Below are 24,869 nucleotides of genomic sequence, written 5' to 3'. Positions count from 1 at the left end.
GCACCGACCGGAACCCAAGCATGGACGAGACCACGCCCGATACCGCCGCGCCGCTGATCCCCAACCGCACGTTCGACGAGATCGCCGTCGGCGACAGCGCGACGATCGAGCGCTCGCTGACCGCCGAGGACGTGCAACTGCTGGCGACCCTCTACGGCGACAGCGATCCGAAGCGGCTGGACCCGGCGTCCGTCGCCTCGTCCGGCTTCCACGGCGTGATCGGCCACGGCATGTGGGGCGCGGCGCTGATCTCCGCCGTGCTGGGCACGCGCCTGCCCGGCGCCGGCACCGCCTGCCTGGAGCAGGTGCTGCGTTTCCACGCGCCGGTGCGCATCGGCGACACGCTGGCGGTGCAGGTGCAGGCGATCGCGCGGGACGCGGCGACCCGGCGCATCCGCTTCGCCTGTCGCTGCACGAACCAGCACGGCGTGCTGGCGATCGACGGTACGGTCGACGTGACCGCACCCGGCGAGCGCATCGAATACGCCCGCACCCGCCTGCCGGAAGTGCGCCTGCCCGACGGCGCCGGCCGGCCACTGGCGGCCCGCGCCCGGTCACTGGGCGCGATCCGCGTCGCGGTGGTGCACCCCTGCGACGAAACCAGCCTCGCCGCCGCGCTGGACGCGCATGCGGCCGGTCTGATCGAACCGGTGCTGGTGGCGCCGCAGGCGAAACTCGCGGAAGTGGCGCGCAAGGCCGGGCTCGATCTTTCCGGCATCGCCATCGAGGACGTGCCGCACAGCCATGCCGCCGCCGCGCGTGCGGTCGAACTGGCCGCCGGCGGTCGCGTCGATGCGCTGATGAAGGGCAGCCTGCACACCGACGAGCTGATGGCGGCCGTGGTGGCCTCCGCCGCCGGCCTGCGCACGGCGCGGCGCATTTCGCACTGCTATCTGATGCACAGCCCGGCGTACCCGCGGCCGTTCATCATCACCGACGGCGCGGTCAACATCGCGCCGACGCTGGAGGAGAAGGCCGACATCGTGCGCAACGCGATCGACCTGGCGCACATCGTGGGCGTGGCGGTGCCGCGCGTGGCGATCCTCGCCGCGGTGGAGACGGTCAACCCGCGCATGCAGACCACGCTGGACGCCGCCGCGCTGTGCAAGATGGCCGACCGCGGCCAGATCACCGGCGCGGTGCTGGACGGGCCGCTGGCGTTCGACAACGCGATATCCGCCGCCGCCGCGCGGATCAAGGGCATCGTCTCGGACGTGGCCGGCCTGGCCGACATCCTGCTGGTGCCCGACCTGGAAAGCGGCAACATGCTGGCCAAGCAACTGGAATACCTGGGCGGCGCCGCCAGCGCGGCAGTGGTAATGGGTGCGCGCGTGCCGATTGTGCTGACCAGCCGCGCCGACTCGCGCGAATCGCGCATCGCCTCGTGCGCGCTCGCCGCGCTGGTGGCCCACCATTACCGGCTCAGCCCGCCATGACCGACGGCAGCAATTCGCTGATCCTGGTGTTGAACTGCGGTTCGTCCAGCATCAAGTTCGCGCTGTTCGACGCGGACGCGACGCCACTGGCGCGCACGCCCGCCTGGGGTGGCAAGGTCGAGGGCATCACCGGCGATGCCCCGGTATTCAGCGAAAGCGGCGCCGCGGCCGAGACGCTGGCGCTGGGCTGCGAGCACCCCTACCATGCCGCGCTGACTTATCTGCGCCAGCGCATCGTGGCGCGGCTGCAGGGCCGCCGCATCGTGGCGATCGCGCACCGCGTGGTGCACGGCGGCAGCAAATATTTTGAACCGGTGCGGGTCGATGCCGCGGTGCTGGCCGACCTGAAAAGCTACATCCCGCTGGCGCCGCTGCACCAGCCGTTCGCGCTGGAAGCGATCGGCGCGCTGCTGGACGAATTGCCGCAGCTGCCGCAGGTGGCCTGCTTCGACACCGCCTTCCACCAGAGCATGCCGACCGTCGAGAAGATGCTGCCGCTGCCGCGCTCGGCCTGGGACCAGGGCCTGCGCCGCTACGGTTTCCATGGCCTGTCCTACGACTACCAGGCGCAGGTGCTGGGCGAGCGCTACGGCGACGCCGCACGCGGCCGCACCATCGTGGCGCACCTGGGCAGCGGCGCCAGCCTGTGCGCGATGCGCAACCTGCAAAGCGTCGCCACCACGATGGGCTTCTCGGCGCTGGACGGGCTGATGATGGGCACGCGCTGCGGCGCGCTGGATCCCGGCGCGGTGATCTACCTGATGGAGATTCGCAAGCTGTCGCTCGAACGCGTGGGCCGCATGCTGTACCACGAGTCCGGCCTGCTCGGCGTTTCCGAAGTGTCCTCCGACCCGCGCGAGCTGCTGCCGCGCGAAGACGAAGAACCGGTGCGCGAGGCACTGGCGCTGTACGTGCGCAGCATCGTGCGCGAAGTGGGCGCCCTGACGGCCACGCTGGGCGGGCTGGACATGCTGGTCTTCACCGCCGGCATCGGCGAGCACCAGGCAGTGATCCGCGAACGCGTCTGCGCCGGGCTGGGTTTTCTTGGCGTGGCGATTGACCCGGCCGCGAATGCCGCCCATGCGCCGGTCATTTCCAGCGCAGCCAGCCGGGTGCAGGTGGTAGTGGAAGCCACCAACGAGGAATGGGTGGCCGCCACGGCCGCCGCGGCGCTCGTCCGAGGTTGAGTGGCGCGGGCTGGCCAGCGCAAAGTCAGGCCAGCATGCCGGCCTCCGGCGCGTCCCACACCCAGTTCCGGATTTCCGGAAGGTCCTCGCCGTTCTCGTCGATGTACTGCTTGTGCTCGATCAGCTTGTCCAGCAGCTTCTGCTTGAGGTAGATGCCGCGCTCGCCCGCCTGCGGCACACGGTTGATCACGTTGATCACCAGGTGGAAGCGGTCCAGTGCGTTCAGCACGGTCATGTCAAACGCGGTGGTGATGGTGCCCTCCTCCTTGTAGCCGTGCACATGCAGGTTGTCGTGGTTGGTGCGCCGGTAGGTCAGCCGGTGGATCAGGCTCGGGTAGCCATGGAACGCGAAGATCACCGGCTTGTCGCGGGTGAACAGCTGGTCGAAATCGTCGTCGTCCAGGCCGTGCGGATGTTCGCTGGGCGACTGCAGCTTCATCAGGTCGACCACGTTGACCACGCGCACTTTCAGCTCCGGCAGGTAGCGGCGCAATACCGACACCGCCGCCAGCGTCTCCAGCGTGGGCACGTCGCCGGCACAGGCCATCACCACGTCCGGCTCGCCGTGCTGGTCGCTGCTGGCCCACGGCCAGATGCCGATGCCCTGGCTGCAGTGCCGCTGCGCCGCGTCCATCGCCAGCCATTGCGGCGCCGGATGCTTGCCGGCGACCACCACGTTGACGTAGTGCCGGCTGCGCAGGCAGTGATCGATCACCGACAGCAGGCAGTTCGCGTCCGGCGGCAGGTATACCCGCACGATGCTGGCCTTCTTGTTGACCACGTGGTCGATGAAGCCGGGGTCCTGATGGGTGAAGCCGTTGTGGTCCTGCCGCCACACGTGCGAAGCCAGCAGGTAGTTTAGCGAGGCGAGCGGGCGCCGCCACGGGATCGCCGCGGTCATCTTCAGCCACTTGGCATGCTGGTTGAACATCGAATCGACGATGTGGATGAACGCCTCGTAGCAGTTGAACAGGCCGTGCCGGCCGGTCAGCAGATAGCCTTCCAGCCAGCCTTCGCACTGATGCTCGCTGAGCATCTCGACCACCCGGCCCTGCGGCGCAAGGAACTCGTCGTTGGGCTGCAGCGCGGCCTGCCACTGGCGGTTGGTAGCCTCGAACACCGCGCCGAGGCCGTTCGACACCGTCTCGTCCGGGCCGAACACGCGGAAGTTGCGCGACGGCTCGTTCAGGCGGATCACGTCGCGCAGGAACGGCCCCAGCGCGCGCGTGTCGCCGCTGCCGCGCACGCCGGGCTGCGGCACCGCGAGCGCGTAGTCGCGGAAGTCCGGCAGGCGCAGGTCGCGCAGCAGCAGGCCGCCGTTGCTGTGCGGGTTCGCGCTCATCCGACGCGTGCCGGCGGGCGCCAGCGCGGCCAGCTCCGGCCGCAGCCGGCCGTGCGCATCGAACAACTCGTCTGGCCGGTAGCTGCGCAGCCACGCTTCGAGCTGCTGCAGGTGCTCCGGCGGGCTACTGGCGGAGATCGACAACGGCACTTGGTGCGCGCGGAAGGTGTCCTCGTTCGGCTTGCCGTCCACCAGTTTCGGCCCGGTCCAGCCCTTGGGCGAATCGAGCACGATCATCGGCCAGCGCGGCCGCGCGGTAACCCCTTGCTCGCGCGCGCCGCGCTGGATCTGCCGGATCTGCGCCACCACCGCGTCCAGCGTCGCCGCCATCGCCTGGTGCATCGCCGCCGGTTCGCTGCCCGAAACGAAATACGGCGTCCAGCCGTAGCCGCGCAGCAGCTGTTCCAGCTCGTCGCGACCGATCCGCGCCAGCAGGGTGGGGTTGGCGATCTTGTAGCCGTTCAGGTGCAGGATCGGCAGCACCGCGCCGTCGCCGACTGGGTCGAGGAACTTGTTTGAATGCCAGGCCGTGGCCAGCGGCCCGGTCTCGGCCTCGCCGTCGCCGACGACGCAGGCGGCGATCAACCCGGGGTTGTCGAACACCGCGCCGAACGCGTGGCTTAGCGAGTAGCCGAGTTCGCCGCCCTCGTGCAGCGAACCGGGACATTCCGGCGAGGCGTGGCTGGGGATGCCGCCGGGAAACGAGAACTGCTTGAACAGCCGCTGCAGCCCCGCCTCGTCCTGGCTGATGTCCGGGTAGACCTCGCTGTAGGTGCCGTCCAGATACGCGTTCGCCACCACCACGGGACCGCCATGGCCGGGACCGGAGAGGTAGATCATGTCCAGGTCGTACTGCCGGATCGCCCGGTTCAGGTGCGCATAGATGAAGTTCTGCCCCGGCGTGGTGCCCCAGTGGCCCAGCAGCATGTGCTTGACGTGGGCCAGCGCCAGCGGCTCCTTCAGCAGCGGATTGGCGCGCAGGTAGATCTGCCCGACCGAGAGGTAGTTCGCGGCGCGCCACCAGGCGTCGATGCCGCGCAGCTGATCGGGGTCGAGCGGCTGGTGGGCGAAGGCATCGGTAGTCATGATCGGGCAGCCTCGTGAATGCGAAGATACGGCTCGGTGCACTATGTACACCGCGGCTTGTGAAATTCGCTGCGACACCTCGTCACACACACGGTTCGACGGTTCCATCATCCGGACAGATACCCTGCCGCAGTGCCGGACAGGATCACCCAGCGGAAACCCCATGGCCGTACGCGAAAACACCGAAGACGGCGGCCCGGAAACCCCGCCCTGGAAAGACCTCGGCGCCGGCCTGATCACCGGCGCTGCCGACGACGACCCGAGCGGCATCGCCACCTACTCGCAGGTGGGCGCGGCATTCGGCTACGGCATGCTGTGGGCGGCGCTGGTGACCATGCCGCTGATGATCGCGATGCAGGCGATCAGCGCCGGCATCGGCCGCGTCACCGGCCATGGCCTGATGGACGGCATGCGCCGGTATTACCCGCGCACGCTGGTTTACGCGCTGCTGATGCTGGTTTTCATCGCCAACGTGATCAACCTGGCGGCCGACATCGGCGCCATGGGCGCGGCGCTGAAGCTGCTGATCGGCGGGCCGGCCCTGCTCTACGCCGCGCTGTTCGCCGGGCTGTCGCTGCTGCTGCAGGTGTTCATCCCGTTCACCCGCTACGCACCGATCCTGAAGCTACTCACGCTCAGCCTGTTCGCCTACGTGGCTACCGCGCTGGTGATCGACGTGCCGTGGCGCGCGGTGCTCAGGAGCATCGTGCTGCCGCCGATCCGCTGGGACGCGGCCTACGCCATGGGCCTGGTCGCGCTGCTCGGCACCACCATCAGCCCTTATCTGTTTTGCTGGCAGGCCTCCGAGGAAGTGGAGGAGATCGAGACGAGCAAGCGGCGCAAGCCGCTGCAGGACGCGCCGCAACAGGCACCAAGCGCGCTGCGCCGGATCGGCATCGATACCACGGTGGGCATGATCTTCTCCAACCTGATCGCGTTCTTCATCATCCTCACCGCCGCCGTGGTGCTGCACGCGCACGGCAAGACCGACATCCAGTCCTCGGCCCAGGCCGCCGAAGCGCTGCGGCCGCTGGCCGGTGATCTGGCCTTCGCGCTGTTCGCCGCCGGCATCATCGGCACCGGCCTGCTCGCCGTGCCGGTGCTGGCCGGCGCCACCGCCTACGCCGCCGCGGGCGCGTTCGGTCGGCGCAGCGGACTCGAACACAAACCACACGAAGCCCGCTTCTTCTACGGTGTGCTGATCGGCTCCGCCCTGCTCGGCATCGCGCTCAACCTCACCCCGCTCGACCCGATCAAGGCGCTGTACTGGAGCGCGGTGATCAACGGCGTGGCCGCCGTGCCACTGATGGTCGCGATGATGCTGATGGGTTCGCAGCGCAAGGTCATGGGCGACTTCACCATACCCTGGCCGTTGAAACTGTTCGGTTGGCTGGCCACGGCGGCGATGGGGGCAGCGGTGGTGGGGATGTTCGTGACATGGGGGAAGTAGGGCCTGTCCGAAATTCGCCGCTGGCGACGCCGCCGAAGCTTTCAGTCCGCCGTTGGAACCCGAGGCGCCCGGCATCCCGGTGATCCTGCATCTGTCTGCCGGCCGGTGCCACGGCGGCAACAATGACCGTTATGCGGCGCTGTGCGCCGAGCTGCAGTACTTGCCGCGCGATCGAGGAGGCGCTGCAGACGGAGCCGGCGATCATCGAACTGGCTGGCGAATTCACCCAGCACCAGCATGCGCTTTTCCTCGGCTGCGGCGTGCAGTATCCGGCGTCGCCGAACGGCCCACTGCTGGACAAGCTGAAGTCGAACCTGCAGGAAGTGCGCGCCCGCGGCGGCCGCCTTATCGTGTTCGCCGACGGCATGGACGACATGGCCGGCAACGGCGTCACGCTGCGCGTGCAATCCGGCGGCAGCCTCATCGCGCCGGCCGTGTTCACCGTGCCGCTGCAGCTGCTCGCCGACCACGTCGCCGTGCTGCGCGGCACCGACGTCGACCAGCCGGGCAACCCGGCAAAATCGGTCGCGATGGCATAGGAGCGACGAGCGAGTGGAGAGGGATGAACAACGGGAGAAAGGCCTCCTCCCCGAGGTTCATGCCCTGTCAGCCAGCGTTGCGTGCTCCCGTGCGAGCTTCCGTTCCCACAGCAGTGCCGTGCCCACGATGACATCCAGGTCGTCGTACCGAGGCCGCCAATCGAGTCGCTGCTTGAGCCGGTCGCTGTGCGCCACCAGCATCGGCGTATCGCCGGCGCGACGCGGCAATTCGATCACCGTCAGCGGGTGGCCGTCGACGCGTTGCACCGCGTCGATGACTTCGCGCACGCTGTAGCCGTGGCCGTAGCCGCAATTGAGAGTCAGTGATTCGCCGCCATCGCGCAGGTGGTCGAGTGCCTGCAAGTGGGCTGCGGCCAGATCCTCCACATGGATGTAGTCGCGGATACCGGTGCCGTCCGGCGTGTCGTAGTCGCTGCCGAAGACCGATACGCTGGCGCGCTTGCCGACCGCATGCTCGCAGGCAACCTTGATCAGCAGCGTCGAGTGCGGCGTCGAATGCCCGATGCGGCCCAGCGGATCGCAACCGGCGACGTTGAAGTAGCGCAGGGTCACGTGCCGCATCGCTCCGGTGGCGCAAAGATCGCGCAGCATGGTCTCGGACATGAGCTTGGACGCGCCGTACGGGTTGATCGGCCGGGTGGGCGTGTCCTCGTCGGCCATGCCGTTCTCGGTCACGCCGTAGACCGCAGCGGTGGAGGAAAAGATGAACCGCTCCACGTCAGCCTCCGCGCAACAGGCGAGCAGGCTTTGCGTGTTGCAGGTGTTGTTGCCGTAATACTTGAGCGGGTCGCCCAGCGATTCGGGCACCACCGTATGCGCGGCGAAATGCAGCACCGCATCGACCCGATGCCTGCCCAGCACGCGGGCAACCAGGGCGCGATCACCGACATTGCCGACCACCAGTTCGGCACCACGCACCGCGTCGCGAAACCCGGTACTCAGATTGTCGATGACGACAACGCGCTCGCCACGTGCGACCAGCTGCTGCACGACATGGCTGCCGATGTAACCGGCACCGCCGGTGACGAGGACGCTGTTGTTCATGAACGGTACTCCTTCATGGACCGCGGAAACCCGCGCTCGGCCCGGACGGCACGCCGGCAGCCGCTGCGCTTGTGGATCGACGGTGCCTGCGCTGCAGCAAAGACGTCCGGTATCCGCACCGGCGGCATGGACGCGTGGCGTGCTTGCCGGCAATGCGCTCCAGCGGCGCGTTCACGATGTGCAAATTTTTTCGTGACGCACCTGCACGCCGCCACTGATCGGATCGACTCCCGCCTGGCAGCGTCAATTCGACAAAGACTCAAACTCGGCCAACATTCACCTGGCCAACTTCACGGCCAAGGCAAACTGGCGTGAAAATCGCTTTCACATTCACATTCACATTTGCATGACTCGCATCGCTGGTAATCTTTGGTATTTCAACGACGCCTCGAAAACCTTCGAGACTGCAAGAACGGGATAATCGAGATAAGGCAAGCCACCGTCACTCACGGCTCGGTTATTGACTTAATCATCACAAGTTACATGACCTGGCTCCGGCAGAAATGCCATGGGCACCTGCTATAAAAGACCTTCTCCAAAAACAGACAGAGGGCCGATCTCGCTATCTCTTGCGTCCTTGATCGACGCCAGCTGGCTTGGACCCCGGGAGCAAGTCGGCACCGTGTACAAACGGATACTGATCGTCTGCGTGGGCAACATTTGCCGCAGCCCTATGGCTGAATACCTGTTTCGACAGCGCATGGCGACGCGCGGCATCGAATTCAGCAGCGCCGGGCTCGGTGCGCTCGTCGGCAGCCCGATGGATGCGACTGCCTTGCAATTGCTTGCCGAAAACGGCATCGACGGCACGATGCATCGCGCGCATCAGCTGACACCTGCCATCCTGCGCCAGGCCGATTTGGTACTGGGCATGGAAAAGAACCATGTAGCCGCAATGATTCGGCTCGCCCCCGAGGTTCGCGACAAGGTTTACCTGCTCGACAAATGGCTGCACGGGAATGACATTCCCGATCCCTATCGCCAGCAACGGACTGTCTTCGAACATGTTCACGAGATAATCACGCAGGGTGTCAGCAGCTGGGAGCCCCACCTGTGACTCCCATCCCTACGAGTCGAGCATCCCCATGACCCTCATCAAGGATTCCATGCAGCGCGACCCTGCTGGACCAGCCGCTGCTGCAGATCGCCGGCAAGAACGGCAGCTATGCCCTGGTGGTCGGCAACGTGGGCCACCGGCACACAGTGCACATGCCCATTGCTTTCCGGGCAATTGGCAGCCCACCCGAACATTGACACGCGGAGGCGACCGGCCGCAGTCTGCGACTGCCGGGGCTGCACGCGCATAAGACTGTCCACTCAAAGCATGTTGAGGTGACCGAATGCGGAACATGGAGAACACCAAGCTCGCCATCGTGGGCCTGGGCTACGTCGGCCTGCCGCTCGCCGTGGAGTTCGGCAAGCACTACGACACCGTCGGCTTCGACATCAAGAAGGCCAGGATCGATGAGCTGGTTGCCGGTCGCGACAACACGCTGGAAGTGGACACCGCCGAACTGGCCGCGGCCACGCGCCTGCGCTTCAGCGCGGACCTGGACGACCTGCGGGACCGCGACACCTACATCGTCACCGTGCCCACGCCGATCGATCTCGCCAAGCGCCCGGACCTGACGCCGCTGATCAAGGCCAGCGAAACCCTGGCCAAGGTGCTCAAGCCCGGCGACGTGGTGGTGTACGAATCCACCGTGTATCCCGGTTGCACGGAAGAAGTGTGCGTCCCGATCCTCGAAAAAGGTTCTGGCCTGGTCTACAACCGCGATTTCTTCGCCGGCTACAGTCCCGAACGGATCAACCCGGGCGACAAGCAGCATCGCGTCACCGGCATCCGCAAGGTCACGTCGGGTTCCACGCCGGAAACGGCCGATTTCGTCGATCGCCTGTACAGCTCGGTGATCACCGCCGGCACGTACCGGGCCAGCTCGCTGAAGGTGGCCGAGGCGGCCAAGGTCATCGAGAACACCCAGCGCGACCTGAACATCGCGCTGGTCAACGACCTGGCCATCCTGTTCAACAAGCTGGGCATCGACACGCTGGAAGTGCTCGAGGCCGCCGGCACCAAGTGGAACTTCCTGCCGTTCCGCCCGGGCCTGGTGGGCGGCCATTGCATCAGCGTGGATCCGTACTACCTCACGCACAAGGCGCAGGAGGTGGGCCATCATTCGGACGTGATCCTGGCCGGCCGCCGCACCAACGACGGCATGGGACCGTACATCGCCGGCGAAGTGATTCGCCTGATGGTGCGCAAGGGCATCAACCCGGTGCAGGCGCGCGTGCTGATCCTGGGCCTGGCGTTCAAGGAGAACTGCCCGGACCTGCGCAACACCCGCGTGGTCGACATCGTGCTGGCGCTGCACGGCTACAACGCCCAGGTCGATGTCCACGATCCGTGGATCAACGCCGCCGAAGCCGAGCACGAATACGCCATCAAGCCCCTTGCCCAGCCGCAAACTGGCAGCTACGACGCGGTGATCATCGCAGTCGGCCACCAGCAGTTCGTCGGCATGGGCCCGGCCGGCATCCGCGCGTTCGGCAAGGCCGCCTCGGTGCTGTACGACGTGAAATGCCTGCTGCCGCGCGAAGCGGTCGACGGCCGCCTCTGAGCGGGACTTCATGCCATGAAAGTACTGGTCACCGGCACCGCCGGCTTCATCGGCTCGCATGTCGCACTGCAACTGCTCGAACGCGGCGATGAGGTCATCGGCCTCGACAACCTCAACGACTACTACGACGTCAACCTGAAGAAGGCCCGGCTGGCGCGTTTCATCGCGCACCCAGGCTATACGCATGTCCATGCCGACCTGGCCGACCGCACGGCGATGGAGAATGCCTTCGCCGCGCACAAGCCGCGGCGCGTGATCAACCTGGCGGCGCAGGCCGGCGTGCGCTATGCGGCCGAAAACCCGCACGTGTACGTGGCCAGCAACGTCACCGGTTTCCTGCACGTGCTGGAAGGTTGCCGCCGGCACGAGGTGGAGCATCTGGTGTTCGCCTCCACCAGTTCGGTGTACGGCGCCGACACCGCCATGCCGTTTTCCGAGCATCAATCCACCGAACACCCGCTCACCCTCTACGCCGCCTCCAAGAAAGCCAACGAGCAGATGGCGCACAGTTACGCGCACCTGTACGGCATTCCTTGCACGGGGCTGCGCTTCTTCACGGTCTACGGGCCGTGGGGTCGCCCGGACATGGCGCTGTTCCTGTTCACCCGGGCGATCCTGGCCGGCGAGCCGATCAAGGTGTTCAACCACGGCCGGCACAAACGCAGTTTCACTTACGTGGACGACATCGTGGAAGGCGTGATCCTCACACTGGATACGTTGCCGGGCAAGGACAGCGACTGGAACGGGAACGCCCCCGATCCGGCCAGCAGCGGGGTTGCGCCGTACCGGCTGTACAACATCGGCAATGCGGAAGCGGTGGAACTGCTGCGCTACATCGCGGTGCTGGAGCAGTGCCTGGGGCGCAAGGCGCAAATGGAAATGCTGCCCATGCAGGCGGGCGACGTCCCCGATACCGAGGCGGACGTGTCGGAGCTGATCCGGGCAGTCGGCTACGCCCCGAAGGTTCCGATCGGCACCGGCATCGCAAACTTCGTGAGCTGGTACCGCAGCTACTACGGCGTGTAGTCGATCCATGCCCGGACGCGGACGGGCGCATTGCCAATACGGGGCAACTCGTGGCGGTGGCCGCCCTGTTCGTTCTCGACTGCCCCACGCTGTAGATGGAGGCCCGCGGCTGAAGCGGCCGTCTCCCCGGACACGCCCGGGGAGACGGCCCCGCATGGCGGCGGGCGGTCAGAAGCTGGCCGTCACGCGCGCGTACCAGAACGCGCCGTTGAAACCGAACGGCGAGGTGAGCGCGTACTTGACGCCCAGGAATTGCAGCGTGCCGTTCTGCTCCTTGCCGGGGTAGGTGTTGAAGACGTTGTTGCCGCCGACGGCCACCGTGAAGGTGTCGTTGAACTTGTAGCGCGCCTCCAGGTCGAGCAGCGTCTTGCCGCTGTAGTGATTCACGTCGTCCGGCGGGTTGTTGCTGCCGAACAGGCCGACCGTGGTGCTCCAGCCGCCGTAATGGTTGATCCGCGCGATGGCGTCGAACCGGTGCAGGTTGTAGTCGAAGCTGAGTACTGACCGGCTCTTGGGCACCTGGTGTTCGAGGTCGTACACGAAATCGTTGTTGAGCGTGTCCGGTTTGACCTTGACCACGTCCTGCGTATTGCGGTTGTAGCGGAAGTCGACGTTGAGCCTGCCGTTGCCCAGTTGGTGCCAGGTGTCGACCACGAAGTCGATGCCGTGGACATGGGAGCCGTACGCGTTGCCGAAATAGCTGGCGTCGCTGCCGAGCAGCAATGGTGCGTTCGGGTAGCCACCGGCGGCGAGTTGGTCGACGATGGCCTGGGTCACGGTCTTGCTGACCAGGCCGATGCGGTTGTCGATCCTGATCCGGTAATAGTCCAGGCTCGTCGTGACGTTGTCGAGCGGCGTCCACACGGCGCCGACGGACAGGCTCTTCGACGTCTCGGTCTGCAGCGGTGTCGAGCCGAGCGCGCGCGCCACCGGGTTGTTCACCGGATAGGTGCCGCTGGGGATCAGGCCGCCCTGGGCATTCGCCGTGGTGGTGATGTTCAGCGTGTTGGCCTGGCCCGGGGTCGGCGTGCGGAAGCCGGTGTTATAAGTGCCACGCAGCGCGAACGTGTCGGTGAACGCGTAGCGGCTGGAAAGCTTGTACACCACCTTGGAACCGTAGCCGTTCGCATGCTCGTAGCGCACCGCCGCGGCGCCCGACCACTTGTCGGTGAGGTTCGTCTCGGCGTCGAAGTAGGCGGAGTCGCTGTTTTGCGTGAACCGCCCGGCCGCGCTGGTCGGAAAGCCCTGGAAGGCATCGGAGCCCACGCCGAACACCGACGCGGTCGGCCCCACCGCGATCGAACCGGCGTCGCCCTGGTGGATGATGTAGGTCTCCTGGCGCCATTGCGCACCGAAGGCCAGCGTGAGCGGCGAGTTGTCGAACGAGCGGACGAAATCCGCGCCGGCGCCCTGCTCCCGCTGGGTCAGCTTGCCGGGGTGGAAGCTGGTGGGTGAAAGGCTGCCCAGGCTCGGGTTGATCGAACCCTGCAGTCGGTAGTCGACCTCGTTGCTGCCGGTGCGGTAGTGCGCATCCCACTGGAAGTTGCTCTGCCCGCCGCCGCGCACGCCGCCGACCAGCTGGTGATCGGCGATGTCCGCGCCGAACATCGGGCTGTAGCCGCCGGGGAACTGCGTGTAGATCGGGTTGAGCAGCACCCAGCCGCTCGAACTCGCGGCGTTGGCCGTGAGGTAGTTCGCCGGATTGCCGCCGCCGGCGACGATGCTGTCCACCAGCGACTGCGGCGCATCCGCCGGCGTCAGGGTGCCGCTGGCGTAGTTGACCAGCGTCGAGCGGCCGGCGATGCCGTACTGCGCCGGCAATACCGGGTTGCGGTAGAAGAAGCTGGACAGGACCTTCTTGTCCATGAAGTTGCCGTAGCCGTACAGCTCCACGTCGCCCGTCAGCGGCAGGCCGGCGTTGACGAAGAGCTTGTTCGACTTGGTCTGCGGGTCGCCCCAGCGCTGGCCGAGGCCGTTGTACGGCACCTGGTTCGCACCCACCGCCGCCGCGACGAGCGCCGCGTTGTGCTGCGGAATGCCGCGCGAAGTGGGATCGGTGGTCTCGCGCTCGGCACTCACGTGCACGAAGCCTCCGGCGCCGAGCGGGAACCCGGCGTCGGCGTCGTAGCGCCGCAGGTCGCCGTCGCCCTTGCCGTACTTGCCCAGCTCCGCGCTGACCGTGACGCCCTTGGGGGCCTTCTTCAGAATGACGTTGACCACGCCGGCGATCGCGTCCGATCCGTACAGCACCGAGGCGCCATCGCGCAGCACCTCGACGCGCTCGATCGCGTTGGACGGAAACACCGAGAAATCGACCGCCTGCGCGCCCTGGTTGAAGGTGCCGAGCGGATCGATCTGCAGGTTGACCAGCGCCGAACGATGGAAGCGCACGCCGTCGACCAGCACCAGGGTCTGGTCCGGCGACAGGTTGCGCAACGACACCGGCCGCACGAACGCCGTGCCGTCGGCAATGGGAAAGCGCTGGGTAGTCAGCGACGGCACGATATTGGTCAGCGCGTCGGTAAGGTCCGCCGACGGCTGGTTCGTGATCTGGCTGCCGCTGAACGCGTCGATCGGCGAGATGGATTCAGTCGGCGACAGGCCGGCCCGGTGCGTGCCGGTCACCACGACTTCCTGCAGGGTGGTGGTCGATTTGGCCTTCGCCGCATTGCTGCGTCCCTGCGCCGTGGTCGCCTGGCTGGCCGTGGCCTGCCCGCTGTCCGACGCTCCCGGATCCTGCGCCTGCGCCGAACACGCGACCAGCGCCGCGGCGGCAAGCGCTGTGCGCACTGCGCGCAAAAGCACGATGTTGACCCCTGCATGGTTAGGCATTTTCTCTCCCCTTCTGGTTGGCCCTGTATCCCCTACAGCGCAACCTACTCCGACCCTTTCCACCAAAAAAGTCCCCCATTGGTAGTACATGCGTGAAATCACCCTGTTGGCGACAGCCTCGCCACTCGGCGCACTCGTCACCGCACCGCGCTCGGCTCCGGCGGCACCCTGGGCATACCGACACTGGTCTCTTCGTATGTACTTGCCACCCGGGTTCGCACGACAGGAGTTGGGACGTTGGAGGCAGGAAGTGGGCTTTGCCGTTCTTGCGGGCGTTCCGTTGCACGGGCGACCCGGTCACTCCAATGCTGTCGGCGACTCGAAAATCCAGCCCGCCATATCGCCGCAAAAAATTGCAGGTGGCTCTGACACGCTTAGCCTCTGCGGCCAAGGGAAGTGCGCACTGAGGGGCGTTCGGCGCACGGTCTGCCGCGCCTTGCAATACGCGCCCGTGGCCGTGCTGCATGGTGACAGGTCGTTGGCGATCCGTTCCACGACGTCGCGATCCATCGTCGCCTGGCACGAAGCGTCGCCGTTCAAGGTCTGCGCCATGAACAGCGGCAACGTGGTCATCGGCGGAAACAGCCGCTAACGGTGCGCAGGCATTTGCCTCGTCGTCGGCACCCTGATCGTCCATGAGCACAATGCAGCGAAGGGATGCGCCGCATTCCCGCAAATGCTCGCGCTGACCGTAGCGGTATACGCACTGTTCTTCACCATGGCCGACAGCGACGCCTTGACCGCCGTCGCGACCTGGTTCCGCAACCTGCCATTGACCTATGGCCTGCGGCCGACAAGCGAGGGGATTACCGCTACTTCTGCAGCGTGCTGATCGGCTCCGCCCTGCTCAGCACCGCACTCAACCTCACCCCACTCGACCCGGCAAAGGCGCGGTACTGGAGCGCCGTGATCAACGGCCTGGCCGCGGTATCGCTGATGGCCGCGCTGATGCCGATGGGCTCGCAGCGCAAGGTCAAGGGTGAATTCACCACGTCGTGGTCGCTGAAACTGTTCGGCTGGCTGACCACCACCGCGATGGCGGCGGTGATGTTCGTGATGTAGGGGAAGTGAGGCATGGCCAGGCACAGCCCAGGCGGCGACCGGACGACCCTCGCCGGAGCCGGCCGCATCCCTTCGATCCGCGATTCGCCGGCACCCAGCGCTCAACGGCATACCAACACTGGAATCTCGCTTTCCAGCAGCGTCTTGTGGGTCTCGCTTCCGAGCAGCAAGCGGGTCACGCCGCGCCAGCCGTGCGATGCCATGACCACCAGGTCGCAGTGCTGCGCACGCGAGGTCTCGAGGATCGCCTCATGCGGGTGATCATTGAAAACATAGCTGCTGCCGCATTCGACGCCGGCCGCCTTGGCCAGCTGCTGCACTTCGGCCAGATAACGCTCGGCGCGCACAACGGCGTCCCGCGCGTACGTGGCCTCGGTGGCAGTCACCATCTCGGCCATGTAGGCGATGGTGTGGAACGGCGGCACCACATGCAGCGCATAGACCTTCGCCTTGCATGCCTGCGCCAGTTCGAGGCCGAGCTTGACCGCGCGCAACGAGAGCTCCGAACCGTCGATGGGAAGAAGGATGTGCTTGAACATGGCTGGCTCCTCGGTTGGGTTGGATCCTCGGCGGCAGGCGTGGCCATCATCAATGTCCAGTTCGCTGCCGGTCATGGATTCTGATTCGTCAATGGCGAGCTCATCCGGCTCGTCCCTGTGGCCGGGCGGATGCAACGCGCCGATCTCGCGTCGGTGTTGCAGTGGACCGCCCTGCACTGCCGCGATGTACCGTCACCAGTCGAGCCGCGCAGGCCGCCCCGCTGCCCCATGCGCCATCAGTTGCCCTGCCGTCCAGCCTGCCCACGCTCGTGCCTTCGGTATCGACGACCGCAGCATGCGCACGCCCGCAGGGGGCGGTGTTGACCACGATCAAGTGGACACTGCATCGCGAACCTGGTTGATTCCAGTCAATCGGGCCGTGCCGAAGCGGGTTCACGAGGAACCCGTGCGGCAGCGTGAAGGATCGAGTCCTGCCTGATTCATCGTGAACGTGGACAGGGCGAATGCGGATATCTCCTGTCGCATGGCGCAGGTGGCCCGTTGCAAAGCCGACCAAGCAAGGCCTTGCTCGTCGCTCGTCGGCGCGCTGCCGGACATCGCCAGCATCGTCGTTCTTCCCGCGACGCCGCTGGCGACCGATCCCGGCCTTGCGTTGCTGCCGGCTGCCTTCTCCGTGTTCCCGATCGCGGCGACGATGGCCTCCCCGCCGGTCGAAACGGCCGCGCGACGATTCATGCATTCCGCCAACGATGCCTCACCGGCGCAACAAGCTGGCGAGCAGACCAGGAGCAAGGCTTCATGAGCGACCCGTGGACGCGCCTGCTACAGCTCGCCTACTTCATGCTTCCCGCCTATTGCACCAACATGGCGCCACCCTTCACCCGGTACTGGCGCGGCTGGAACCGCCCTATCCACGAGCGCCTCCTCGGCAGCCACAAGACCGTGCTCGGCTACCGTGCAGTTGCGAAGACGGCAGCATAATGCAGGGCCATGCTCTGGGCCATTCTCTGGGCCTTGCCCCGCGCCTCACGCGGGCAAGTGGTGCGGAGGCTGACCTTGATGATTTTTCGGCCCCATGCGTCACGGAGCCAAACTGGAACTACCAGCCGAAAATGCCACATGCCGCTTGGTCTGTGCCTGACCAGATAGGAGGGTGTCCGCATGAAAGTGTCCAAGCGGAGTGTCCAAGCGCCACATTCCTGGCATAAAAAAAGCCCTTGATTTATAAGGGCTTTTCGGACATGGCGGAGAGAGTGGGATTCGAACCCACGGTAGTGTTGCCACTACGGCAGTTTTCAAGACTGCTGCCTTAAACCGCTCGGCCATCTCTCCAGACTTGTTCGCGATCTTCTGCGAGGGTCGCCATGCTATCAGGAACACGGCGACGGGTGCCTGTGGGGGAAGCCAGATGATCGTGGTTCCGATTCTGCAGGAGCGCACCTTGTGCGCGAGCTCTTCGTCACGTGACCAAAAGCATCGCGCACAGAGTGCGCTCCTACAGTCAGGTGCCCTTCTTCGACAACGCCACCAGGCAACCCACGAGAATCCCCACCGGAATCAACGCACCCAGCAGCGGAACCAGCAGCACCGGTTCGCGTACCACCATCGGCACCAGCTGGGTGGCACTGGCGAAGGCGATGATGGCGAGGCGCCAGCGGCGGCTGCGGCGGGCGAACCAGAAGCTGGCGAGCACCAGTGCCATGGCCGCCATGGACAGGTCGAGGTCGAGCGCGGGCATCCGCCACACGCCGTCGAAACCGAGGCGCATGCCGATCACGGTGGCCAGCACCGCCAGCAGGAAGAAGCTGGTGTAGAACTCCACCTTGCCCCAGCGGCCGTACCCGGATGCCGGCGTGTTCACGCGATGCTGTCCAGACCAGCCATGTACGGGCGCAGCACTTCGGGCACGTCGATCGAACCGTCGGCATTCTGGTAGTTCTCCATCACCGCAATCAGGGTGCGACCGATGGCGAGACCGGAACCGTTGAGCGTGTGCACCAGTTCGGGCTTGCCGGTGTCCGGGTTGCGCACGCGGGCCTGCAGGCGGCGCGCCTGGAAATCCTCGCAGTTGGAACAGCTGGAGATTTCGCGGTAGGTCTGCTGGCTGGGCAGCCACACTTCGAGGTCGTAGGTCTTGACCGCGGTGAAGCCCATGTCGCCGCTGCACAGCAGCACCTTGCGATACGGCAGGCCGAGTTTCTGCAGCACCTTCTCGGCGTGGCCGACCATTTCCTCCAGTTGCGCATGCGACTGGTCAGCATGGGTGATCTGCACCATCTCGACCTTTTCGAACTGGTGCTGGCGGATCATGCCGCGGGTGTCGCGGCCGTAGCTGCCGGCTTCGGCGCGGAAGCACAGCGTGTGCGCGGTCATGCGTAGCGGCAGTGCGTCGGCGTCCTGGATGGTGTTGCGCGCCAGGTTGGTCAGCGAGACCTCGGCGGTGGGGATCAGGTAGCGCTTCGTCTCGCCCACTTCGGTGGCGAACAGGTCTTCCTCGAACTTCGGCAGCTGGCCGGTGCCCTGCATGCTGTCGGCGTTGACCAGCACCGGCACGTTGCATTCGAGGTAGCCATGCTCGGCGGTGTGCAGGTCGAGCATGAACTGGCCCAACGCGCGGTGCAGATGGGCGAGCTGGCCGCGCAGCACGGTGAAGCGCGCGCCGGACAGCTTGGCGCCAGTGTCGCCGTCGAGCCAGCCGTGGCGCTCGCCCAGTTCGACGTGGTCCTTCACTGTGAAGGCGAACTCGCGCGGCGTACCCCAGCGGCTGACCTCGACGTTGTCCTTCTCGTCCTTGCCGACCGGCACGGACGCATGCGGGATGTTCGGGATGCCCAGCGCGATGTCGGCGAGCTTCGCCTGCACCTCCGTCAACGCCTGCTCGTTGGCCTTGAGCTTGTCACCGATACCGGCGACTTCGGCCATCAGCGATGCCGTGTCCTCGCCCCTGGCCTTGGCCTGGCCGATCGACTTGGAGCGGGTGTTGCGCAGGTTCTGCAGATCCTGGGTCTCGGTGGCCAGCTGCTTGCGGGCGTTCTCCAGCGACTCGACGGCGGCCACGTCGAGCGTGTAGCCACGGGTTTCGGCGAGGCGAGCGGCAGTTTCGGCAAGGCGCGAACGCAGCAGGGCGGGATCCAGCATGATCGAAGTCCGGGTGAAGGCTTGAACCGTGAATTATCGCTGTCGGGCGGCTGTTGCCGCAATGCAACGCGCGCTTTCACTCCTCCCCTCTGCACACAGGGGAGGGAGAACGGCATCCCGCGAGGAAGGAGCCAGGCGACTCATCTGGCCAGCTTGCGTTCACTGCGACCCAGCCACCAGGCGATCGCGGCGCCAGCGAGCAGCCAGCCGACGAGTTGCTCGACCAGCGCGGCCAGGGTGAAATCGAGCGGGAAGCGATACCAGTTCCAGTACGGCAGCGTCGTGCTCAGCCAGGCAAAGACCGCCGCGGCCGCGGCCAGCGCCACGCGCCGCCGGAAACCCAGCCCGGCCAGCCCCAGCACGAAGGCCAGCGCCAGCGCGGCAAGCGTATCGGATGCCCACTGCCGTCCGATCTGCGGCCCCATCTGCATCAGGTCGTCGCCTTGCGGCAGGTAGACCACCCAGGCGTACGGCGACGTCGCTGCCTTGACCGAATAAGCCTTGATCACTGCTTCGTCGCCCATCCGCTTCGGGTCCAGCGACGGCAGGATGTAAACGCCCGGCTGATCGCCGAGACCTTCATGCAAGCTGTTCAACACGACGCTTTCGTTGGCCGGCATCTGGATGCCGACATTACCCAACCCCAGCACCATGTGCGCCGCCACGCCCCACGCAAAGATCACGATGCCGCCGATCAGACCTGCCACGAGTACGCGCATGGTTCACCCTCCCGGTCGATGCGGCGAATCTAGGTCGGGCACCGGGGCGACGGCAAGGGTGCGCGCAGCAGCCGGCGTTATTTGCCGCGGGCCTTGGCGCGGGCGGCGCGCAGGGCCAGCAGCTTTTCGCGCAACTGCAGTTCCAGGCCGCGTTCGACCGGCTCGTAGAACACGCTGCCGGCCAATTCGTCGGGCAGGCATTGCTGGTCCAGCGCGATGCCGCCTTCGGCGTCGTGGTCGTACTGGTAGCCCTTGCCGTAGCCGAGGCCCTTCATCAATTTCGTCGGCGCGTTGCGCAGGTGCATCGGCACTTCCAGCGTGCCGCCGCTGCGCACCGCGTCGCGGGCCTTGTTGTAGGCCAGGTAGGCGGCGTTGCTCTTGGGCGAGATGGCCAGCCAGATCGCCAGCTGGGCCAGGCCCAGTTCGCCCTCGGGGCTGCCCAGGCGCTCGTAGGTATCCCACGCGTCAAGCGCCATGCGCCAGGCACGCGGCTCGGCCAGGCCGACGTCCTCCACCGCCATGCGGGTCATGCGCCGGGCCAGGTACAGCGGGTCGACGCCGCCGTCGAGCATGCGGCACAGCCAGTACACCGCCGCGTCGGGATCGGACGAGCGCACCGACTTGTGCAGCGCCGAAATCTGGTCGTAGAACTGCTCGCCCTGCTTGTCGAAACGGCGGGTGCGGTCGGCCAGCACCTGGCTCAGGGTGGTTTCGTCGATGCTGCGGTCTTCGGCCAGTTCGGCGGCGATTTCCAGCAGGGTCAGCGCGCGGCGCACGTCGCCGTCGGCGGCCTGGGCGATCGACTCCAGCGACTCGTCGGAGACTTGCAGCTGCAGTTCGCCCAGGCCGCGTTCGCTGTCGATCAGCGCGCGCTTCAGCGCGGCGATGATGTCGTCGGTGGAGACCGGTTCCAGCACGTGCACGCGGCAGCGCGACAGCAGCGCGGAGTTCAGCTCGAACGAGGGGTTCTCGGTGGTGGCGCCGATGAAGATGATCACGCCGCGCTCGATGTGCGGCAGGAACGCATCCTGCTGGGTCTTGTTGAAGCGGTGCACCTCGTCGACGAACAGCACGGTGCGCCGGCCTTGCGCGAAGTTCAGTTCGGCCTCGGCCAGCGCCTTGCGCACGTCCGGCAGGCCGGACAGCACGGCGGAGATTGCGCGGAAATCCGCATCGGCGTAACGCGCCACCAGCAAGGCCAGCGTGGTCTTGCCGCAACCGGGCGGCCCCCACAACACCATCGAGTGGATCTTGCCGGCCTCCAGCGCGCGGCGCAGCGCCTTGTCCGGGCCGACCAGGCGCTGCTGGCCGACGATCTCGTCCAGGCTGCGCGGGCGCATGCGTTCGGCCAGCGGCTTGAGCGCATCGGGTTCGGCGAACAGGCCGGGGCTGGATGGCGAGGCGGGACGGGGCATCCGGGCATGATAAGCCATGCCTGCCGATTCATCTGATGGCAGCGGATTGCCGGTATGATTCCGGCACGCGGCGGTGCTTGACCCGCTGCGTGTCGCCGGGGGCAGGATGCAGAAGGGGGCCGCTTCCCTCCAGGGGAAGGATCACGACGGGTCGTGCCGACGCACGCCCGACAGGCGGGTGCCGCCACGCATGAGCGACGCGCATCGCCGTCGCCGGCGTTTCCGGCTGCCTCTGGCGGGTCTCTTTCTGCTGTTTTTGCTGGGCTCCGCGGCGCGCGCCGACAGCGGCGATCCGTGGGCGCCGTTCGATGCCCCCTGGTTCGACCAGGTCGGCATTTCCGACGGTTTGCCGCATTCGGTCACCACCGCGATAGCCCAGGACCGCGACGGCCTGATCTGGATCGGCACCATGGGCGGCCTGGTCCGCTACGACGGCTATCGCCTGCAGGTATTCGGCGCCGGCAGCGGCAAGGCGCCCGGCCTGCCCGACGCCTACGTGCGCAGCCTGCTTGCGCTGCCGGATGGCAGCCTGCTGATCGGCACCAATACCGGCGGGGTGGCCCGCTTCGAGCAGGCAGACAACAGCTTTCGCGTCTATCCGGTCGGTGCCGGCGGCCTCTCCGACCGCAAGATCTACGCGCTCGGCGAAGATCATGCCGGCGGTGTCTGGATCGCCACCGAGAACGGACTGAACCACCTCGACCTGCGCACCGACGCGATCCGCCGGGTGGACACCGGGCCGGATACCTCACCGCGCAACTTCAGCGTGCTGCAGGACCGGCACGGCAACCTGTGGCTGGGCAACAACAACGGCCTGTTCGTGCGCCGCGCAGGCAGCGACGTCTTCGTGCGGCCGTCGACGCCGGACGGTCCCGCCGCTGCGGTGCTCGGCAACCAGATCTGGTCCGTCATGCAGGATCGCGAAGGCCGCCTGTGGGCGGGCAGCGTGCAGGCCGGCGCGGCGTATCGCGATACCGACGGCCGCTGGCACGGCGTGCCGGGCTTCAGCGGCTACCCGGACGGCGCACGCCACTCGACCGTGCGCGACTTGCTGCAGACCGCCGGCGGCGCGGTATGGATCGCCACCGACGGTGGCGGCGTGCTCGAATACACGCCCGGCGACACCGGCGTGCGGCGGATCGATCACGACCCGGCCGTGCCTTCGTCGCTGCCCGGCGACTCGGTGCGCGCGCTGCTGCGCGATCGCTCCGGGAACATCTGGGCGGCCACCGACCTGGGCGTCGCGCACCACAACCCGCAGGCGCGCATCGCGTTCTCGCTGCTGCCGTCGCCGCTGGAGGGCAACGCGCTGTCCGACACCAACGTGCACAGCATCTTCGTCGACTCGCGCGGGCGGATCTGGCTGGGCCTCGGCGCCGGCCACATCGACGTGATCGACCTGAAGGCCGGCCGCATGCGCCACCTTCACCTGGACGGCAGCCAGACCCAGCGCGACGTGCGCAGCCTCGCCGAAGTCGACGGTTCGATCTGGGTCGGCACCCAGGGCCTGGCGCGGATCCACCCGGACACGCTGGCGATCGCGGATTCGGTGCTGCCGGCATTGCACGACAAGCCGGTGCTGAGCCTCAGGCGCGACGGTACGCGCCTGCTGATCGGCACCTACGACGGCCTTTACCGCTACGACACCCGCAGCGGCACGCTGGAACACGCCAGCCACGTGCCGAGCGATCCGGCCAGCCTCGCCAGCGATACCGTGCGCTACATCGCGCAGGTGGGCGACGACTGGTGGTACGGCACCAGCCGCGGCCTCAGCATCGCCCGCGGCGACAGCCTGCCGCGCCGCTTCATCAACCTGCGCCATCGCGCCGACGACTCCGCCAGCCTGCCGCAGGACCTGATCGGCTCGATCAGCCGCGGCCCGCACGGCCAGGTCTGGGTCAGCACCTTCGACGGCCTGGGCATCGTCGACCCTCCCGTCGACGGCGAATCGTGGCGCTTCCGCACGGTCGGCCCGGCGCAGGGCCTGTCCAGCAACAAGGTCACCGCCGTGCTGGCCGACGACCACGGCCGGTTCTGGGCCAGCCTGTCCAACGGCGTGGCCAGGATCGACGGCGATACGCACGAGGCCATCAGTCTCGGCACCCGCGACGGCCTGCACATCGCCAGCTACGTCAATGTCGCCGCGGCACGTGCACCCGGCGGCGAGCTGCTGTTCGGCGGGCTGGGCGGCTTGACCGTGATCCGTCCGCACTGGCAACCGTCGCCGGTCGCCACCACGCCGCTGGCGATCACCAACGCCGTCGTCAACGGCGTGGCCATGCCGTTCGGCAAGCTGCCGGCCAGCGGCGCGAAGGTCACGCTGGATCGCGGCAATCGCAACCTGCGCCTGGACTTCGCCCTGCTCGACTACCAGGCACCGATGGAAACCGCCTACAGCTACCGCATGGACGGCCTCGACGAGGACTGGACGAACATCCCCAAGGGCAGCCTGCCCAGTGCGATCTACACCAGCCTGCCACACGGCCAGTACCGGCTGCGCCTGCGCGCCGCCACCCGCGGCCTGCAGCCGCGCACGGTCGAGACCGACCTGGCGCTCACGGTCAAGCCACGCTGGTACGAAACCACCCTCAGCCGGGTGGTCGCCGCCCTGTTGCTGGCGGCGCTGATCGCCACGCTGGTGCATTTGCGCACCCTGTACCTGGGGCGGCAGGCGGCACAGTTGCAGCGGCAGGTCGACGAGCGCACGCGCGACCTGCTCGTGGCGAACCGGCGCCTGGACGAACTGGCCAGCACCGACGGCCTGACCGGCGTCTACAACCGCCGCCGCTTCCTGGAACTGGCCCGGCTCGAGCGCGAACGCGCCCAGGCCGGCCCGAGCTGCATCGCGCTGTTCGACCTGGACCGCTTCAAGCTGATCAACGATACCCACGGCCACCTGGCCGGCGACGCCGTGATCCGCGGCGCGATCGAGGTGATCCGGCAACACTGCCGCCAGGGCGACCTGGTCGGCCGCTACGGCGGCGAGGAGTTCGTGCTGTGCCTGCCCGACACGCCATTGTCGCTGGCGCGGGAGATCGCCGAGCGCATCTGCGCGGCGCTGGCCGCCACCACGGTGAACCACGACGGGCGCCCGATCCCGGTGACCGCCAGCATCGGCATCGCCGCGCTGCGGCCGGGCGAGTCGATCGAGCAATGGCTGTCGCGCGCCGACAAGGCGCTGTACGAGGCCAAGCGCGCCGGTCGCAACCGTTGCGCCGTCGCCAGCTGAGCGGTGCTCAAGCCGCGTCGGCGTCGATGCCCCGTATCAGCGTGTCCCCACCGCGACAGGTCCATCCGGGCGGCTGATTCCTGACATGGTACGCGTGCCCGCATGAGGGCTGCGTTGTGTCCAGTTCGATGCAGCCCACCTCGGGCGCTCAACGAAGCCCGTGTTTGTCCGGGCGGCGATCAGCCCGCCGCCACGCTGTTTCCCGTCGTCCTTTCCCGCCCCATC

21 protein-coding genes and 1 tRNA gene are annotated in these 24,869 nt (G+C 67.0%); 12 read left to right on the top strand and 10 right to left on the bottom strand.

Features of this window, described 5'->3' with window-relative positions; genetic code table 11:
- Window positions 1-20: 20 nt before the first annotated feature.
- Window positions 21-1,436: a bifunctional enoyl-CoA hydratase/phosphate acetyltransferase gene (locus tag RHOOR92_RS0102125; protein ID WP_027489449.1), complete on the top strand. Its 1,416-nt coding sequence runs from the start codon at window positions 21-23 to the stop codon at window positions 1,434-1,436.
- Window positions 1,433-2,623, top strand: a complete 1,191-nt coding sequence (locus RHOOR92_RS0102120; protein WP_027489448.1) for an acetate/propionate family kinase — start codon at window positions 1,433-1,435, stop codon at window positions 2,621-2,623. Before RHOOR92_RS0102125 ends, RHOOR92_RS0102120 begins: the two co-directional genes overlap by 4 nt.
- Before the next feature lie 25 nt (window positions 2,624-2,648).
- On the opposite strand, the gene RHOOR92_RS0102115 is transcribed toward RHOOR92_RS0102120, so the two are convergent.
- A complete protein-coding gene (locus RHOOR92_RS0102115) occupies window positions 2,649-5,051 on the bottom strand; it encodes a phosphoketolase family protein (protein WP_027489447.1) in 2,403 nt (800 codons plus the stop codon).
- A gap of 163 nt (window positions 5,052-5,214) precedes the next feature.
- On the opposite strand from RHOOR92_RS0102115, the gene RHOOR92_RS0102110 reads away from it, so the two are divergent.
- The gene (locus tag RHOOR92_RS0102110) at window positions 5,215-6,501 is read left to right on the top strand and encodes a divalent metal cation transporter (protein ID WP_027489446.1); all 1,287 of its coding nucleotides are present in this window, start codon (window positions 5,215-5,217) and stop codon (window positions 6,499-6,501) included.
- 122 nt (window positions 6,502-6,623) lie between these two features.
- Entirely contained in the window at window positions 6,624-7,040 is a 417-nt protein-coding gene (locus tag RHOOR92_RS0102105; RefSeq protein ID WP_231378291.1) for a hypothetical protein, read from the top strand.
- A 57-nt stretch (window positions 7,041-7,097) separates the two neighbouring features.
- Here the strand turns inward: RHOOR92_RS0102105 and galE are convergent, their stop codons facing one another.
- A complete protein-coding gene (galE, locus tag RHOOR92_RS0102100) occupies window positions 7,098-8,105 on the bottom strand; it encodes a UDP-glucose 4-epimerase GalE (RefSeq protein WP_027489444.1) in 1,008 nt (335 codons plus the stop codon).
- 508 nt (window positions 8,106-8,613) lie between these two features.
- Between galE and RHOOR92_RS0102095 the strand changes: the two genes are divergently transcribed.
- The 3 genes from RHOOR92_RS0102095 to RHOOR92_RS0102085 all read left to right on the top strand — a co-directional run bounded on the left by RHOOR92_RS0102095 (window position 8,614) and on the right by RHOOR92_RS0102085 (window position 11,749).
- Window positions 8,614-9,162 (top strand): low molecular weight protein-tyrosine-phosphatase, encoded by a 549-nt coding sequence (locus RHOOR92_RS0102095; RefSeq protein ID WP_015447936.1) that lies wholly within the window; start codon window positions 8,614-8,616, stop codon window positions 9,160-9,162.
- Window positions 9,163-9,445: 283 nt separating this feature from the next.
- Window positions 9,446-10,723 (top strand): Vi polysaccharide biosynthesis UDP-N-acetylglucosamine C-6 dehydrogenase TviB, encoded by a 1,278-nt coding sequence (gene tviB, locus RHOOR92_RS0102090; RefSeq protein ID WP_027489442.1) that lies wholly within the window; start codon window positions 9,446-9,448, stop codon window positions 10,721-10,723.
- A gap of 15 nt (window positions 10,724-10,738) precedes the next feature.
- Complete coding sequence (locus tag RHOOR92_RS0102085) at window positions 10,739-11,749, top strand: NAD-dependent epimerase (protein ID WP_007508153.1); 1,011 nt, start codon at window positions 10,739-10,741, stop codon at window positions 11,747-11,749.
- A 168-nt stretch (window positions 11,750-11,917) separates the two neighbouring features.
- On the opposite strand, the gene RHOOR92_RS0102080 is transcribed toward RHOOR92_RS0102085, so the two are convergent.
- Both RHOOR92_RS0102080 and RHOOR92_RS19510 read right to left on the bottom strand, forming a co-directional pair.
- On the bottom strand, window positions 11,918-14,581 hold the full coding sequence (locus RHOOR92_RS0102080; protein WP_027489441.1) for a TonB-dependent receptor: 2,664 nt from the start codon (window positions 14,579-14,581) through the stop codon (window positions 11,918-11,920).
- 297 nt (window positions 14,582-14,878) lie between these two features.
- Window positions 14,879-15,154 (bottom strand): hypothetical protein, encoded by a 276-nt coding sequence (locus tag RHOOR92_RS19510; protein WP_155950197.1) that lies wholly within the window; start codon window positions 15,152-15,154, stop codon window positions 14,879-14,881.
- 103 nt (window positions 15,155-15,257) lie between these two features.
- Between RHOOR92_RS19510 and RHOOR92_RS19820 the strand changes: the two genes are divergently transcribed.
- Together RHOOR92_RS19820 and RHOOR92_RS0102065 are read left to right on the top strand one after the other, a co-directional pair.
- Window positions 15,258-15,413 carry a hypothetical protein gene (locus tag RHOOR92_RS19820; RefSeq protein ID WP_162129405.1) on the top strand — a complete coding sequence of 52 codons (156 nt, stop codon included), beginning with the start codon at window positions 15,258-15,260 and terminating at the stop codon, window positions 15,411-15,413.
- Complete coding sequence (locus tag RHOOR92_RS0102065) at window positions 15,407-15,643, top strand: hypothetical protein (RefSeq protein WP_027489440.1); 237 nt, start codon at window positions 15,407-15,409, stop codon at window positions 15,641-15,643. Before RHOOR92_RS19820 ends, RHOOR92_RS0102065 begins: the two co-directional genes overlap by 7 nt.
- A 101-nt stretch (window positions 15,644-15,744) precedes the next feature.
- Here the strand turns inward: RHOOR92_RS0102065 and RHOOR92_RS0102060 are convergent, their stop codons facing one another.
- On the bottom strand, window positions 15,745-16,182 hold the full coding sequence (locus tag RHOOR92_RS0102060; protein ID WP_015447940.1) for a universal stress protein: 438 nt from the start codon (window positions 16,180-16,182) through the stop codon (window positions 15,745-15,747).
- 445 nt (window positions 16,183-16,627) lie between these two features.
- On the opposite strand from RHOOR92_RS0102060, the gene RHOOR92_RS0102055 reads away from it, so the two are divergent.
- On the top strand, window positions 16,628-16,945 hold the full coding sequence (locus RHOOR92_RS0102055) for a hypothetical protein (RefSeq protein ID WP_037114686.1): 318 nt from the start codon (window positions 16,628-16,630) through the stop codon (window positions 16,943-16,945).
- Window positions 16,942-17,124: a hypothetical protein gene (locus RHOOR92_RS18380; protein WP_037114684.1), complete on the top strand. Its 183-nt coding sequence runs from the start codon at window positions 16,942-16,944 to the stop codon at window positions 17,122-17,124. The genes RHOOR92_RS0102055 and RHOOR92_RS18380 overlap by 4 nt, the downstream gene beginning before the upstream one ends.
- Before the next feature lie 261 nt (window positions 17,125-17,385).
- Here RHOOR92_RS18380 and RHOOR92_RS0102050 read toward each other — a convergent pair.
- The 5 genes from RHOOR92_RS0102050 to RHOOR92_RS0102030 all read right to left on the bottom strand — a co-directional run bounded on the left by RHOOR92_RS0102050 (window position 17,386) and on the right by RHOOR92_RS0102030 (window position 21,433).
- A tRNA-Ser gene (locus tag RHOOR92_RS0102050) sits at window positions 17,386-17,475 on the bottom strand.
- Between the two features lie 169 nt (window positions 17,476-17,644).
- A complete protein-coding gene (locus RHOOR92_RS0102045) occupies window positions 17,645-18,004 on the bottom strand; it encodes a hypothetical protein (RefSeq protein ID WP_007508114.1) in 360 nt (119 codons plus the stop codon).
- Window positions 18,001-19,281 (bottom strand): serine--tRNA ligase, encoded by a 1,281-nt coding sequence (serS, locus tag RHOOR92_RS0102040; protein WP_027489438.1) that lies wholly within the window; start codon window positions 19,279-19,281, stop codon window positions 18,001-18,003. The genes RHOOR92_RS0102045 and serS overlap by 4 nt, the downstream gene beginning before the upstream one ends.
- Before the next feature lie 140 nt (window positions 19,282-19,421).
- On the bottom strand, window positions 19,422-20,000 hold the full coding sequence (locus tag RHOOR92_RS0102035; protein ID WP_027489437.1) for a hypothetical protein: 579 nt from the start codon (window positions 19,998-20,000) through the stop codon (window positions 19,422-19,424).
- Window positions 20,001-20,077: 77 nt separating this feature from the next.
- The gene (locus RHOOR92_RS0102030; RefSeq protein WP_081660197.1) at window positions 20,078-21,433 is read right to left on the bottom strand and encodes a replication-associated recombination protein A; all 1,356 of its coding nucleotides are present in this window, start codon (window positions 21,431-21,433) and stop codon (window positions 20,078-20,080) included.
- A 172-nt stretch (window positions 21,434-21,605) separates the two neighbouring features.
- Between RHOOR92_RS0102030 and RHOOR92_RS0102025 the strand changes: the two genes are divergently transcribed.
- Window positions 21,606-24,644 carry a ligand-binding sensor domain-containing diguanylate cyclase gene (locus RHOOR92_RS0102025; RefSeq protein WP_027489435.1) on the top strand — a complete coding sequence of 1,013 codons (3,039 nt, stop codon included), beginning with the start codon at window positions 21,606-21,608 and terminating at the stop codon, window positions 24,642-24,644.
- Window positions 24,645-24,869: the final 225 nt, after the last annotated feature.

Origin of the sequence: Rhodanobacter sp. OR92 (genome assembly GCF_000427545.1) — a bacterium.
Taxonomy (GTDB): domain Bacteria; phylum Pseudomonadota; class Gammaproteobacteria; order Xanthomonadales; family Rhodanobacteraceae; genus Rhodanobacter; species Rhodanobacter denitrificans.
The sequence above is the reverse complement of the archived record's forward strand: the minus strand, read 5'-3'. Positions and strand labels throughout refer to the sequence as shown.

Excerpts from the sequence above, each read along its gene's own strand:
- RHOOR92_RS0102115 (WP_027489447.1), bottom strand. The coding sequence starts at position 5,051 with ATGACTACCGATGCCTTCGCCCACCAGCCGCTCGACCCCGATCAGCTG.
- RHOOR92_RS0102125 (WP_027489449.1), top strand. The coding sequence starts at position 21 with ATGGACGAGACCACGCCCGATACCGCCGCGCCGCTGATCCCCAACCGC.
- RHOOR92_RS0102110 (WP_027489446.1), top strand. The coding sequence starts at position 5,215 with ATGGCCGTACGCGAAAACACCGAAGACGGCGGCCCGGAAACCCCGCCC.
- RHOOR92_RS18380 (WP_037114684.1), top strand. The coding sequence starts at position 16,942 with ATGAGCGACCCGTGGACGCGCCTGCTACAGCTCGCCTACTTCATGCTT.
- RHOOR92_RS0102095 (WP_015447936.1), top strand. The coding sequence starts at position 8,614 with ATGGGCACCTGCTATAAAAGACCTTCTCCAAAAACAGACAGAGGGCCG.
- serS (WP_027489438.1), bottom strand. The coding sequence starts at position 19,281 with ATGCTGGATCCCGCCCTGCTGCGTTCGCGCCTTGCCGAAACTGCCGCT.
- galE (WP_027489444.1), bottom strand. The coding sequence starts at position 8,105 with ATGAACAACAGCGTCCTCGTCACCGGCGGTGCCGGTTACATCGGCAGC.
- RHOOR92_RS19820 (WP_162129405.1), top strand. The coding sequence starts at position 15,258 with ATGCTCGCGCTGACCGTAGCGGTATACGCACTGTTCTTCACCATGGCC.
- RHOOR92_RS0102120 (WP_027489448.1), top strand. The coding sequence starts at position 1,433 with ATGACCGACGGCAGCAATTCGCTGATCCTGGTGTTGAACTGCGGTTCG.
- RHOOR92_RS0102030 (WP_081660197.1), bottom strand. The coding sequence starts at position 21,433 with ATGGCTTATCATGCCCGGATGCCCCGTCCCGCCTCGCCATCCAGCCCC.
- RHOOR92_RS0102060 (WP_015447940.1), bottom strand. The coding sequence starts at position 16,182 with ATGTTCAAGCACATCCTTCTTCCCATCGACGGTTCGGAGCTCTCGTTG.
- RHOOR92_RS0102080 (WP_027489441.1), bottom strand. The coding sequence starts at position 14,581 with ATGCCTAACCATGCAGGGGTCAACATCGTGCTTTTGCGCGCAGTGCGC.
- RHOOR92_RS0102105 (WP_231378291.1), top strand. The coding sequence starts at position 6,624 with ATGACCGTTATGCGGCGCTGTGCGCCGAGCTGCAGTACTTGCCGCGCG.
- tviB (WP_027489442.1), top strand. The coding sequence starts at position 9,446 with ATGCGGAACATGGAGAACACCAAGCTCGCCATCGTGGGCCTGGGCTAC.
- RHOOR92_RS0102025 (WP_027489435.1), top strand. The coding sequence starts at position 21,606 with ATGAGCGACGCGCATCGCCGTCGCCGGCGTTTCCGGCTGCCTCTGGCG.
- RHOOR92_RS0102085 (WP_007508153.1), top strand. The coding sequence starts at position 10,739 with ATGAAAGTACTGGTCACCGGCACCGCCGGCTTCATCGGCTCGCATGTC.
- RHOOR92_RS0102035 (WP_027489437.1), bottom strand. The coding sequence starts at position 20,000 with ATGCGCGTACTCGTGGCAGGTCTGATCGGCGGCATCGTGATCTTTGCG.
- RHOOR92_RS19510 (WP_155950197.1), bottom strand. The coding sequence starts at position 15,154 with ATGACCACGTTGCCGCTGTTCATGGCGCAGACCTTGAACGGCGACGCT.